Below are 11,876 nucleotides of genomic sequence, written 5' to 3'. Positions count from 1 at the left end.
TGTCACCCGGCGCTCTCCTGCCGTTCCTGGAGCAGTTTCACCGTGTGTGACAACTCCACGCTCCTGGCAATCCCCAGGCGTCTGGCAGTTCTCAACGCTCCTGAAGGATCTGTTCGATCACGGCGGCCACGCCGTCGTCGTTGTTGGATTCCGTCCGGTGAGTGGTGGCCGCCAGCACGTCCGGGTGTGCGTTGGCCATGGCGTACGAGGTGCCGGCCCAGGTGAGCATCTCGATGTCGTTCGGCATGTCCCCGAAGGCGACGACCTCGTCCGGTGAGATCCCGCGTTCCGTGCAGCAGCGGGCGAGGGTGCCGGCCTTGCTGACGCCCAGGCCGCTGATTTCCAGGAGGGCCGTGGGACTGGACCGGGTGAAGGACGCCAGGTGGCCCGCGGTGGCCCGGGCGAGCGTGAGAAAGGCGTCGGGGTCCAGCTCGGGGTGGTGCGCGAGCAGCTTGAGCACGGGCTGTTCGGAGGCGATGCTGCCGCCGCCCGCGGGGGTGGCGCTCGCGGTGCCCGGTCCGGTCGCCTCGGCGTCGGCCGCATACGGGCCGTCGGTGCCGGCAACGCCGGCCGGACCGGGGTTCGACGGTGCGGCGAAGCCCTCGGCGAGGAGCTTCTCGGCCGGTGCGATCACCGCGTCCGGGTCGAGGAGGAGGGGTGGGTACTGCGGCTCGTAGTTGATGCCACTGGTGCGCTCGACGGCGAAGGTGGTGCCGGGGGCCGCATCGCGCAGGGCGTGGACGACGCCGAGCGCCACCGTGTGGTCCAGGGGGCTGACCTCGACGAACCGGTTCCCCCGGTGCAGATCGACGACGGCCGCGCCGTTCGCGCAGATCGCCAGGCCGTGGCCGTGCACGTGGTCGCTGGCCACGTCCATCCAGCGGGCCGGGCGCCCGGTGACGAAGAACACCTCGATGCCCGCCTCCTCCGCGGCGGCGAGCGCGGCGATCGTCCGGTCGGAGACCGTCTTGTCGTCGTGCAGCAGGGTGCCGTCGAGGTCGGTGGCGATCAGCCGGGTGGGCCGGGGCGGCGTGGCGGAGGCATCAGTCACGGGGCCATCTTCGCGTACCGACGCGTACAGACGTGCGGTGGGTGGCGCACAGGCGCCCGGTGCGGAAGCGGCCGGACGGGGTTTCCGCGGCATCGCCGTACGCTCGGGGGTATGCGACTGAGCACTGTGATCCTTCCCGTCCGCCGCTGGTCCGAAGGCGGGAAGGAGGCGTGGCAGCGCGCCGAGGAGCTGGGCTTCCACGCTGCGTACACCTACGACCACCTGTCGTGGCGGAGTTTCCGCGACCAGACCTGGTTCGGCGCCCTCCCGACGCTGACCGCGGCCGCCGCCGCGACGTCCCGGATACGCCTGGGCACCCTCGTCACCTCGCCGAACTTCCGGCACCCGGTCACCCTCGCCAAGGAACTGATCTCGCTCGACGACATCAGTGAGGGCCGCGTCACGCTGGGCATCGGCGCCGGAGGCAACGGCTTCGACGCCACTGCGCTCGGCCAGGAGCCCTGGTCGCCGCGCGAACGGGCCGACCGCTTCGCCGAGTTCACGGCGCTGCTGCACCAACTGCTGACCCAGGACGCGGTCTCGCACGTAGGCACCCACTACTCCGCGGACGAGGCGCGCAACATCCCCGGCTGTGTGCAGCGGCCGCGGCTGCCGTTCGCGGTGGCGGCCACCGGTCCGCGCGGGCTGAAGCTGGCGGCCCGCTACGGCCAGGCGTGGGTGACCACCGGTGACCCCAGGGTGTCGAACGCGGGCGGTACCCCGGCCGAATCGCGGGAGGCCATCCGCAGGCAGATCGAGGGGCTGGCCAAGGCGTGCGCCGACCAGGGCCGGGACCTCGGCGAACTCCAGAAGATCATGCTGACCGGCTTCACCCCGGACCAGCCGCTGGATTCCCTGGACGCCTTCGTGGACTTCGCCGGCCGCCACGCCGAGCTGGGCATCGACGAGCTGGTCATCCACTGGCCGATCGCCGATTCAGTCTTCGCGGCCGACCCGGCGGTCTTCGAGCGGATCGCCACCGAGGGGCTGGCGCAGCTCGGCGCATAGCGGCGCATCCGCGACGTCGGGCCGTACGTCCTGGTTTACCTCAGCATCCGGCCGGGGCTTTACCCGGTATATAGCCATCAAGAGGGAGAATTAGGGCAGCGGCGCAGTGTGCGGGGCCCGGCGTGCGGACGAAGTCGGCGCGCGACCGGGCCGGGGCACTGCGCGAAGTGCGGTGCGTTGTGGAGGAGCCATGGCACAGACCCGATTCGCCCCGGACCGTGGGCTGACCTCGCGCATGGTCATGACGATGTTCTTCATCGGGCTGCTGTACGTCGTGGTCGTCAGTGCGCTGGTGGTGCTGCTCAAGGGCGCCTGGGTGGTGGTGCTGCTGATCGCGGGGGCCATGTTCGTCGCGCAGTTCTGGTTCAGTGACCGGATCGCGGCCTTCAGCATGGGGGCGCACGAGGTCACGCCGGAGCAGGCGCCCGAGCTGCACGGTGCTGTGGACCGGCTCTGCGCCCTGGCCGACATGCCCAAGCCGAGGGTCGCGATCGCCGAGTCGGATGTGCCGAACGCCTTCGCCACCGGCCGCAACCAGAAGAACTCCATGGTCTGCGCCACGACGGGGCTGCTCAGGCGGCTGGAGCCGGAGGAGCTGGAGGGCGTGCTGGCCCACGAGCTCTCCCACGTTGCCCATCGGGATGTCGCGGTGATGACCATCGCTTCGTTCCTCGGCGTCCTGGCCGGCATCATCACCCGCGCCGCCCTGTGGAGTGGTGTCGGGCGCAACAACCGGGACCAGAACGCCGCCATCGCCGTGCTGATCGTCACCGCCGTCAGCGTCGTCGTCTACGCCATCAGCTTCCTGCTCACCCGGCTGCTCTCGCGTTACCGCGAACTGTCAGCGGACCGGGCCGCCGCGATACTGACCGGCCGTCCCTCGGCGCTGGCGTCCGCCCTGACGAAGGTCACCGGCCAGATCGCGCGGATCCCGACCGAGGACCTCCGCAAGGCCCAGCCGTTCAACGCGTTCTACTTCGCCCCGGCGTTCAACAAGGAGAGCTTCAGCCAGCTGCTGTCCTCGCATCCCACGTTGGAGCAGCGGCTCGACCAGCTGGGACGCATAGCGGCGCAGCTGGGGCGGCCGTGAACGGCGGCGACCGGCCGGAATGCAGTGACCGACGCGTGGCGACGTTTCCCGTGAAACATGCCACCGCGCCACCGGAGCAAGGGATCAAGGAGTAAGCCGCGCATGGGATTTCTGGACGCCATCCTCGGCCGCAGCAAGCCGGTACGCCCCGATCTGGACCAGCTCTTCGCGCTGCCGTCCGCCGCGGTCACCTTGCAGGCCGCGGCCGGATTCACCCCCACCGGGCTGGGGTCGGTGTGTTTCGCGAGCGTCGAGGGCGGCACCTTCTCGCGCATCCAGGAGGAGGCGCGAGCGCTGCTGGACGGTTCGGTGGAGTTCACACAGGACGCGTACGGCTATACGTGGCTGCTGGTCCGGCACGCTCCGGAGGACGTGGCGGGCCTGGTCAACGATCTGCACGCGGTCAACACGTCCCTGGAAGAGGCGGGGTTCGGTCCGCAGCTGCTCTGCTCACTGCTCGGGTTCCGCGATGAGCGACAGCGGTCGTTGGCGCTGGTCTACCTCTACAAGCGCGGCACGTTCTATCCCTTCGCGCCGCGGCCCGACGATGACGAGAAGCGCGACAACCCGCTCGAACTCCAGGTACGGGCGATGCTCGGGGACGATCTGACGGTCGAGAAGGATCTTTCCCGGTGGTTCCCGGTGTGGGGAGCGCCCGGGCTCTGACCTGTGTGTTTTCCGAGGTGGAGGCCAGCCCTGGGTGTTTTCCGAGGGGGAAGGTCAGCCGGGGAAGCGGAGGAATTCCGGCGGCACACGGCCGGTCAGCCAGACCCCGTTGGCGCTGACGTGGAAGACATGGCCGGCTCGGTGCATCGCGCCCGCGTCGACCGTCAGCACGACCGGTTTGCCGCGCCGGGCGCCCACTCGGACCGCGGTCTCGCGGTCCGGTGAGAGGTGCACGGCATGCCGCGACATCGGCCGCAGCCCCTCCTCCCGTATGGCGGCAACGCTCCGAGCCACCGTGCCGTGGAAGAGGAAACCGGGAGGTACGGCCGGTGGCAGCCCGAGCTCGATGCGCACGGAGTGGCCCTGATTGGCGCGGATGCGGCCGTTGTCCAGGGTGTAGCGCTGCTTGTCGTTGTCGGCGACCACGGCCTCCAACTCCGCTCGGGAGAAGGGGAAACCGTGCCGCCCGGCGGCTTCGATCAGTTCCGTCACCGGCACCCAGCCCTGAGCGTCGAGGGGGATGCCGATCCGTTCCGGTTCATGGCGGAGGTGTTTCGCCAGGTACTTCGAAATGCGCACGGAGCGCTGGTGGTTCATGCCTTCAGCATGCCGCGGTGCGGTGGTCGCGGCAGCTGAGATTCGGGGGCGGACGCGCGGGGCCCGGTGCGCGGCCGCCGTCAGCGGTGGGTGTCCGGCGCGGACCTCACACCTTGCCGGGCTGCTCCGGGGTCGGGTGCTCGTCCTGCTCCGCCTGCCCCGTACCGTGCTGTGCGCGGGCCAGCTCACTGGCCTTCCTGGCCTTGGCGCTGGTCACCTCATCGGCGGCCCAGCGAGCCCACTCCTCCATCGTCGCGGACAGCCGCAGGCCGTACTCCAGCGCGATCCGCCCGTAGACAGAGATCATTTCGTCGTCCCACTGGCTGGTTTCGTCGATCTGCTCGTAGGCGGCGTGCGCGCGGGCGGCTGACGCGGCCTGCGTGAGGAGGTAGGTGCGTGCCTCCAGCGGCGTGAGTATGCCGAGGAAGAACACCCGCAGCAGGCCGTCGTGGCGCTGCGGGCCGCTGGGTGCGACCTCGGTGAGCCAGTGGCGCAGCTCGGCCAGGCCGCCGTCGGTGATGGCGTATTCCTTGCGGCCGCGCGGGCCGTGGGCGGAGACCTCGACCAGGCCGGCGGTCGTGAGCTTGTTGAGTTCGCCGTACACCTGGCTCTGGGTCGCCGGCCAGACGCTGGCGAGCGAGGCGTTGAACAGCTTCATCAGGTCGTAGCCGCTCGCCGGGGATTCGGAGAGCAGGCCCAGTACCGCATGTCTCAGGCTCATGACTCGCACATTACCTTCCACAACTGACATGTCAAAGCTGGACTTTCCAATTTCGACATGTCACAGTTGGAATGTCGCTGGGCGGGAAGGTCTGAGCCCAGGTCACACGCTGCTGCCGGGCTCGTCGGCCCGGCGCATCGTCGAGCAGTCGTCCGTGGTCATCGGACGCGACCGAAATGGGGGGATCATGAATTACCTGCGGAGCTTCATTCCATGGCTGGTCTTCGCGGGAGTGTCCGCGGCCGGCTGGCAGTGGGGGGCGCTCGCCGGACTGGTGGTCTCGGTGGCACTGCTGATAGCGGACCGTGCCGCGGGGCTCTCACTGGAATCCCGGCTGTTGGAGTACGGCACCATCGTCTACTTCGCCGGCCTCTCCGTCGTGGCCTTCATCCACCCCGATAGTGGCCTCAAGGCATACGGCAGCGCGCTGTCGGTGGGCTGGCTGGCCCTCATCGCCTGGGTGTCGATCGCCGTCCAGCGACCTTTCACCATGACGATCGCCCGGCGGATGGCCCCGCCCGAGGTCTGGGACACCCCGCTGTTCCGGCGCATCAATGTCGTCATCACCGCGGCCTGGGCCCTGTCCTTCACCCTGACCGCGATCGCCCAGGCCGTCGTAGCCGCCTACGGCCTCGGTGACGTCTTCTCGATCCTCGTCCAGGTCGCCGGATTCGTTCTTCCCGTCCGGTTCACCGCCGCCTACCCGGACCGGGTTCGTGCCCGCTTCCTGCGGGAGTCCGGCTCGCGGCTCGACGTTCAGGAAGGTCTGACCTCATGACCACCACCCCGTCCACCGCGGTATCCGAATCCTCCGCTCCGCCACCGCACTTGGCCGGCAACTTCGCCCCGGTCACCGATGAACTGACCGCCTACGACCTCCCGGTCACCGGCACCATTCCGCCGGAGCTCACAGGCTGGTACCTGCGCAACGGCCCCAACCCGCAGGACGCCGACAGTCCCCACTGGTTCTTCGGGGACGGCATGGTCCACGGCGTGCGCCTGGAGGGCGGCCCGGCCCTCTCCTACCGCAACCGCTGGGTCCGCACCTCGACCTTCGCCGATGGCATCCGCGTCGTTGACGCGCAGGGCCGCCGCAATCTGGCCGCCGGCGTCGCCAACACCCATATCGTCCGGCACGCCGGTCGCACGCTGGCGCTCGTCGAGTCGTCCTTCCCCTACGAGATCGATTGCCGACCCGGGCACGAGCTGGAGACCGTCGGTCCCCATGACTTCGGCGGCCGGCTCACCACCGCCATGACCGCCCACCCCAAAACCTGCCCCACCACCGGTGAGCTGCACTTCTTCGGCTACAGCGGCTCCAAGCCGCCCTATCTGACCTATCACCGAGCCGACGCAGAAGGGGAGTTGGTGGTCAGCCGCCCCATCGACGTTCCCGCCGCCACGATGATGCACGACTTCCACCTGACGGCCCGCCACGTCATCTTCATGGACCTGCCGATGGTCCACGATCGCCACCGCGCCGGGATGCCGTACAGCTGGGATCCGGAGTACGGGGCCCGCCTGGGTGTGCTGCGCCGCGACGATCCCCATGGCGAGGTCCGCTGGCTGGCCATCGACCCCTGCTATGTCTTCCACTCGCTGAACGCCCATGACGACGGCGAGCACCGGATCGTCCTCTACGTGTCCCGCTACGCCGCATTGGACGGCCGCGCGGCGCCCTGCCTGTGGCGCTGGACGATAGATCTCGCCTCCGGCTCCGTGGCCGAGGAGCAAATAGACGACCACATGGGCGAGTTCCCCCGGCTGGACGACCGGCTCGCAGGGCAGCCCGCCCGCTTCGGCCACGTCACAGCCGCTGAGGGACCGGGCACCGGTGCGATACCCGGCGCCCTGCTCCGCTACGACCTGCAGACCGGTGCGGTGGTGCGGTACGGCTTCGGTCCGGGACGCACCCCGGGCGAGGCGGCGTTCGCCCCGGCTGACGACCGTCCGGGCGGGCCGGGCTGGCTGATCACCTACGTCTATGACGCGACCACCGACACCAGCGATCTGGTGATCCTCGATGCGGAGGACATCGCCGCCGGCCCGGTCGCGACGGTCTCCCTGCCACGCCGGGTCCCTTACGGATTCCACGGCAACTGGCTCCCGGATCCGGACGTATGACACAACCCGAAGGGGTGGCGGGGCGGAGCACGTCCCGCTCGATCTTTGACAACTGGAGAGGTCAGCAAGCTGAGGCGGGCCCGGAGAAGAGCCGGAGAAGGGCAGGCACGGGGGAAGGCAAGTGGCCGGGCAGAGGGAGGCTGCCCGGAGGCGCCTGCGGGCCGTTTCAGAGCTGAGGGGTGCCTTCCTCGGCGGGCCTGGGCGCATGGACGGCCACGGTCAGGGCGTCCATGGTGCGGGCTTGTACCTCGCGTTGTGCGGCGGCGGCGATGAAGGCGGCCGTGTGCTCCGGGCCCACCAGGTCGCGTACGGCCTGAACGGCCTCGGCCGGCAACAGCACGGCCTCCGCGCCGCTCGCGGGACGGGGGTCCGCGGCGGGTCCGGAGGCCACCGCCGCCCCCGGGCGGGGCTCCGGTTCCGGGACGGCCACCGGTTCCGGTACGGCTACTGGCTCGGCGGTGGCTTCCGGCTCCGGAGCGACCGCTGACGCCGAGTGGGCCTCCGGTCCGGTGGCGGCGAGCGGCTGGGGCATCGGCCCGGCCTCGACCCACCTGACGGGCCACCCCCCGTCGCCCCGCCCGTCCGGCGCGGATGCGTCGGTGCCCGGTCCACCTGCCACACGGCAGTCGGGCTCCGGCCGGCCCGACGACAGGGCCTCGGTGAGGTGGTGACGGATGTACCGGGTGGCCAGTGTCCGCATGGCGCGGGCGAGTTCGGCGTCGATGGTCTGTTGGGCCAGCGGCCGGAGCCGGCGTACCAATGCGGTGGCTTCCGCCGTCCCGGCCTCGGTGGGGGGATGGTTGAGGAACGCCTGGAAGACGTGCTCGGTGGTGAAGTCCAGGAAACGGGAGGCGATGTGCTCGACCTGGCCGCGCACCTCTCGCAGATGTCCGGAGATCGCCAGGAGCGGGACACCCGCCGAGTGCAGTTCGGCGGCGACGGCGAGTTCCTGGGGACTGGGGACCAGGAACTCGCCGTCCCGGCCGGGGACGCGTACCAGGACACCGAGCTCGACGGCTTCGGTCACCGCCTGTTCGTTGGGGGTGCCGCCGAAGGCGGAGTCGAGGTCGGCGCGGCTGATACGGGTTGGCTGCTCGTCCGTCCACGGCCCGTCGATCTCGGCGACCAGGCCCAGGACGCCACCCAGACCGCGTCCGGCGTCCCAGGCATCGAGGAGTTCCTTGATGCTGGCGAGGGTGTAGCCGCGGTCCAGCAGGTCGGCGATCTGGCGCAGCCGCGCCAGGTGGGTGTCGCCGTACACATTGGCGCGGCCGCGGCGCTCGGGGCGGGGGAGCAGTCCCCGGTCCTGGTAGGCGCGGATGGTGCGGACCGTGGCGCCACTGAGATGGGCCAGGTCCTCGATGCGGTACTCGGCCGTCGGCGGCTGCTCGGTCGTCACTGCGGTGCTCCTTACGGGGCGGCCGCCTCATCGAGGAGGCCGTTCTGCCGGTCAGCCACTACTGGATGGTTGCCTTCACGGCGGTTGCCTGTGGGGTGGCCGTGCCGAGGGCCGGGTGTGCCGTGGACCTCGACCGCGCCACCGTTGGCCTTGCCATGGGCCGGGTGCGGCGGTGCCACGATACGGCCGCCCTGCGGGGCGCCTGGGTGGGGCGGCCGCCTCATGGGACGGTCGGTGCGGGATGGCTCGACGCGCCGGGACGGCTCGGTGCGCCGAGCGGGAGGCGGGCACGCCCGCACGTCAGTCGGGGCACGGGCGGGCCGGCTGCTTCCGTTGGGGGGGGGGAGGCGGGCCCCGGCAGGCGGAACGCGCCCACGGCGCCGGTGTTCCCGTGACACCCGACGTTCGTACGACGGCCCGGCCCCTGCGGCATCCCGTACGGACGGCCGCTACTGGAGTGCTGCGCGGCCCAACGCGCCGGCTGCGGCGCGGGCGGCCGGAGACGCGGCCAGATAGGCGAGGGCGGCACGGAGCGAGCCTTCCTGGGAGGGGTGGTAGGAGCGCCGCACATAGCGGGGTATCGCCGTGCCCAGTTCCCGCCAGGTGGGCAGCAACCCCTTGCGGACGGCGCGGTTGTGCTCGCGCAGCGAGTAGCGGGCGGGGGCGGTCAGTTGGGGGTCGTGGCGGAGGAGGTAGGCCGCGCCCCAGGACCAGAGGTAGAGCAGGACGGGCGCCGTCACCCCCATGGCCAGGACACGGCGGGCATAGCGGGCGGGTTCCTCACCGCCGGTGTGCTGGTACATGTCGAAGGCGACCGCGCGGTGCTCGACCTCTTCGGCGCCGTGCCAGCGGAGCAGGTCGAGCATCACCGGGTCGGGGCCGGCACGGTCCAGATCGTCGGCGGCCAGGACCCAGTTGCCGAGCACCGCGGTGAACTGCTCGATGGCGGCGATCAGGGCCAGCCGGAAGCGCAGCCACTCCCGCTCGGGGATCGGGACGCTGAAGGGGGGCCGGTCCCCCAGCAGGTACTCGAAGAGGAAGTCGACGTGCCGGGTGTAGGGGCCGGTGTCGAGGCCCTGGTGGGCCAAGTGGTCCAGGACGTAGGAGTGCTGGACGCTGTGGGTGGCCTCCTGGCCCATGAAGCCCTTGACGTCCTTGAGGAGCTGTTCGTCCCGGACCAGGGGGAGGGCCTCCTTGAAGACCTTGACGAACCACCGCTCACCGGCGGGCAGCAGCAGGTGGAGCACATTGATCACATGGGTGGCGGTGGGTTCGTCCGGTATCCAGTGCAGCGGGGTCCCGCGCCAGTCGAAGGCGACCCGGCGGGGCGCGATGGGGCGGTGTTCCTGGGGGCGTGGTGCGCTCATCGGCTGCTCCTGACGCGCGTGGTTCTCCTGATCTTGGGGGGCGGCGGCCGGGCCGGAGGTGTCCGGCCCGGCCGCCCGCCGGGTGCGGTCCGTGGGGCGAGGGCGCGGGCCGGTTACACGGGTGGCTCGATACGAGCGAGGGCGCGCAGTGCCCGCGGGGTGAAGCGGGACAGCAGATGGGCGCCGCGCGCCTCGGGGGTGACCGGGACCACCGCCTGGTTGCGGACCACCGCGCGCAAGAGGGCGTCGGCGACCTTCTCCGGCGGGTAGTTGCGCATCCCGTACATCCGCGCGGCCTTGGCCTGGCGGCGCTTCTCCTCCTCGGCGGAGACGCCGGTGAAGCGGGCGGTGCCGGTGATGCCGGTGTTGACGAGCCCGGGGCAGATGGCGGTGACGCCGATGCCCTGTCCGGCCAGCTCGGCGCGCAGACACTCACTGAGCATGAGGACGGCCGCCTTGGAGGCGCTGTAGGCGGGCAGGATCCGGGACGGCTGGAAGGCGGCGGCGGAGGCGGTGTTGACGATGTGGCCGCCCTGGCCGCGGTCCGCCATCCGCTTGCCGAAGATCCGGCAGCCGTGGATGACGCCCCACAGGTTGACGTCCAGGACCTTCTTCCAGTCCTCGGTGGTGGTGTCCATGAAGGAGCCGGACAGACCGATGCCGGCGTTGTTGACCAGCACGTCGACGGTGCCGTACTCGGCGTCGACCTTGTCGGCGAGCTTCTCCATCGCGGCCTCGTCCGAGACGTCGACGGCCTCGCCCCACGCCTCCGGTGCGCCGATCAGCCGGGCCAGGTCGGCGGTGCGGGCGGCGCCCTCGGCGTCCCGGTCGACGGCGATGATCCGCGCGCCGGCCTCCGCGAACGCGAACGCGGTGGCCCGGCCGATCCCGCTGGCCGCGCCGGTCACCAGCACCAGCTGGCCGCCGAAGCGGTCGGCGTACGGCCCGGAGGCCACGACGTCCTTCGCCGGGTCGCCCTCCTCCTTGGTGGTGATGAACTCGCCGATCCAGGCGGTGAGTTGATCGGGGCGGGTGCGCGGCACCCAGTGCTTGGCCGGGAGCGTGCGGCGCACCAGCTGGGGCGCCCACTGGTCGAGGTCGTCGTAGAGCCGCTGGGAGAGGAACGCGTCGCCGGTCGGGGTGATGAGTTGGACCGGGCAGTGTGCGTAGGCGTCCGGGCGGGGGCGGCGCAGCCGGGCGCGGACGTTGTCGCGGTAGAGCCAGGCGCCGTGGGCCGCGTCGGTGGGCAGCGAGGCGGTGGGATAGTCGCCGCCGGGTACCTTCTCCACCCGCTGGAGGATTCCCGGCCACCGTTTGCCGAGCGGGCCCTTCCAGGCGAGTTCGGGCAGCGCGGGGGTGTGCAGCAGGTAGACGTACCAGGACTTGGCGCCCTGGCTGAGCAGTTGGGCGGCCCGTCCGGGGGTGGGGCGCGCCAGCCGCTTCTTGATCCAGTGGCCGAAGTGGTCGAGGGACGGTCCGGACATGGAGGTGAAGGAGGCGATCCGGCCCTCCGTGCGCCGCACGGTGGCGAACTCCCAGGCTTGGACGGAGCCCCAGTCGTGGCCCACGAGGTGGACCGGCCGGTCGGGGCTGACCGCGTCCGCGACGGCCAGGAAGTCGTCGGTCAGCTTCTCCAGGGTGAAGCCGCCGCGCAGCGGCCGCGGTGCGGTGGAGCGGCCGCAGCCCCGGACGTCGTAGAGCACCACGTGGAAGTGTTCGGCGAGGCCGCGGGCGACCTCGGACCAGACCTCCTTGCTGTCCGGATAGCCGTGCACCAGCATCACTGTGGGCCGGTCCGGATCGCCGAGCTCGGCGACGCACAGCTCGATCCCGCCGGTGCGCACCCAGCGCTC

11 protein-coding genes are annotated in these 11,876 nt (G+C 71.0%); 5 read left to right on the top strand and 6 right to left on the bottom strand.

The features are described 5' to 3' along the window. Nucleotides 1-91: 91 nt before the first annotated feature. Entirely contained in the window at nucleotides 92-1,051 is a 960-nt protein-coding gene (locus ACFVT2_RS01675; RefSeq protein WP_390010834.1) for an HAD family hydrolase, read from the bottom strand. 111 nt (nucleotides 1,052-1,162) lie between these two features. Here ACFVT2_RS01675 and ACFVT2_RS01670 point away from each other — a divergent pair, with 111 nt between their 5' ends. From ACFVT2_RS01670 to ACFVT2_RS01660, 3 genes are all read left to right on the top strand, one after another. Next, nucleotides 1,163-2,059 carry an LLM class flavin-dependent oxidoreductase gene (locus tag ACFVT2_RS01670; protein WP_390010832.1) on the top strand — a complete coding sequence of 299 codons (897 nt, stop codon included), beginning with the start codon at nucleotides 1,163-1,165 and terminating at the stop codon, nucleotides 2,057-2,059. 190 nt (nucleotides 2,060-2,249) lie between these two features. Further along, nucleotides 2,250-3,149, top strand: a complete 900-nt coding sequence (gene htpX, locus ACFVT2_RS01665; protein WP_016570627.1) for a zinc metalloprotease HtpX — start codon at nucleotides 2,250-2,252, stop codon at nucleotides 3,147-3,149. A gap of 102 nt (nucleotides 3,150-3,251) precedes the next feature. Beyond that, entirely contained in the window at nucleotides 3,252-3,815 is a 564-nt protein-coding gene (locus ACFVT2_RS01660; RefSeq protein ID WP_390010830.1) for a hypothetical protein, read from the top strand. Nucleotides 3,816-3,869: 54 nt separating this feature from the next. Here ACFVT2_RS01660 and ACFVT2_RS01655 read toward each other — a convergent pair whose 3' ends face one another. After that, entirely contained in the window at nucleotides 3,870-4,412 is a 543-nt protein-coding gene (locus ACFVT2_RS01655; RefSeq protein ID WP_390010829.1) for an RNA 2'-phosphotransferase, read from the bottom strand. 106 nt (nucleotides 4,413-4,518) lie between these two features. Continuing rightward, entirely contained in the window at nucleotides 4,519-5,133 is a 615-nt protein-coding gene (locus ACFVT2_RS01650) for a PadR family transcriptional regulator (RefSeq protein WP_390010827.1), read from the bottom strand. Between the two features lie 187 nt (nucleotides 5,134-5,320). Here ACFVT2_RS01650 and ACFVT2_RS01645 point away from each other — a divergent pair, with 187 nt between their 5' ends. Next, entirely contained in the window at nucleotides 5,321-5,911 is a 591-nt protein-coding gene (locus tag ACFVT2_RS01645; RefSeq protein WP_390010826.1) for a hypothetical protein, read from the top strand. After that, entirely contained in the window at nucleotides 5,908-7,257 is a 1,350-nt protein-coding gene (locus tag ACFVT2_RS01640; protein WP_390010824.1) for a carotenoid oxygenase family protein, read from the top strand. Before ACFVT2_RS01645 ends, ACFVT2_RS01640 begins: the two co-directional genes overlap by 4 nt. Nucleotides 7,258-7,423: 166 nt before the next feature. Here ACFVT2_RS01640 and ACFVT2_RS01635 read toward each other — a convergent pair whose 3' ends face one another. From ACFVT2_RS01635 to ACFVT2_RS01625, 3 genes are all read right to left on the bottom strand, one after another. After that, the gene (locus ACFVT2_RS01635; protein WP_390010822.1) at nucleotides 7,424-8,656 is read right to left on the bottom strand and encodes a MerR family transcriptional regulator; all 1,233 of its coding nucleotides are present in this window, start codon (nucleotides 8,654-8,656) and stop codon (nucleotides 7,424-7,426) included. Between the two features lie 449 nt (nucleotides 8,657-9,105). Then, nucleotides 9,106-10,023, bottom strand: coding sequence for a metal-dependent hydrolase (locus tag ACFVT2_RS01630; protein WP_390010820.1), 918 nt, complete (start codon nucleotides 10,021-10,023; stop codon nucleotides 9,106-9,108). Nucleotides 10,024-10,136: 113 nt separating this feature from the next. Then, nucleotides 10,137-11,867, bottom strand: a complete 1,731-nt coding sequence (locus ACFVT2_RS01625) for an SDR family oxidoreductase (RefSeq protein ID WP_390011218.1) — start codon at nucleotides 11,865-11,867, stop codon at nucleotides 10,137-10,139. Nucleotides 11,868-11,876: the final 9 nt, after the last annotated feature.

Origin of the sequence: Streptomyces sp. NPDC058000 (genome assembly GCF_042886435.1) — a bacterium.
Taxonomy (GTDB): domain Bacteria; phylum Actinomycetota; class Actinomycetes; order Streptomycetales; family Streptomycetaceae; genus Streptomyces.
The sequence above is the reverse complement of the archived record's forward strand: the minus strand, read 5'-3'. Positions and strand labels throughout refer to the sequence as shown.

What these genes read in the sequence shown, in the direction of transcription:
- ACFVT2_RS01630 (WP_390010820.1), bottom strand. Translation starts at nt 10,023, where the DNA reads ATGAGCGCACCACGCCCCCAGGAACACCGCCCCATCGCGCCCCGCCGG.
- ACFVT2_RS01650 (WP_390010827.1), bottom strand. Translation starts at nt 5,133, where the DNA reads ATGAGCCTGAGACATGCGGTACTGGGCCTGCTCTCCGAATCCCCGGCG.
- ACFVT2_RS01670 (WP_390010832.1), top strand. Translation starts at nt 1,163, where the DNA reads ATGCGACTGAGCACTGTGATCCTTCCCGTCCGCCGCTGGTCCGAAGGC.
- ACFVT2_RS01640 (WP_390010824.1), top strand. Translation starts at nt 5,908, where the DNA reads ATGACCACCACCCCGTCCACCGCGGTATCCGAATCCTCCGCTCCGCCA.
- ACFVT2_RS01655 (WP_390010829.1), bottom strand. Translation starts at nt 4,412, where the DNA reads ATGAACCACCAGCGCTCCGTGCGCATTTCGAAGTACCTGGCGAAACAC.
- htpX (WP_016570627.1), top strand. Translation starts at nt 2,250, where the DNA reads ATGGCACAGACCCGATTCGCCCCGGACCGTGGGCTGACCTCGCGCATG.
- ACFVT2_RS01645 (WP_390010826.1), top strand. Translation starts at nt 5,321, where the DNA reads ATGAATTACCTGCGGAGCTTCATTCCATGGCTGGTCTTCGCGGGAGTG.
- ACFVT2_RS01660 (WP_390010830.1), top strand. Translation starts at nt 3,252, where the DNA reads ATGGGATTTCTGGACGCCATCCTCGGCCGCAGCAAGCCGGTACGCCCC.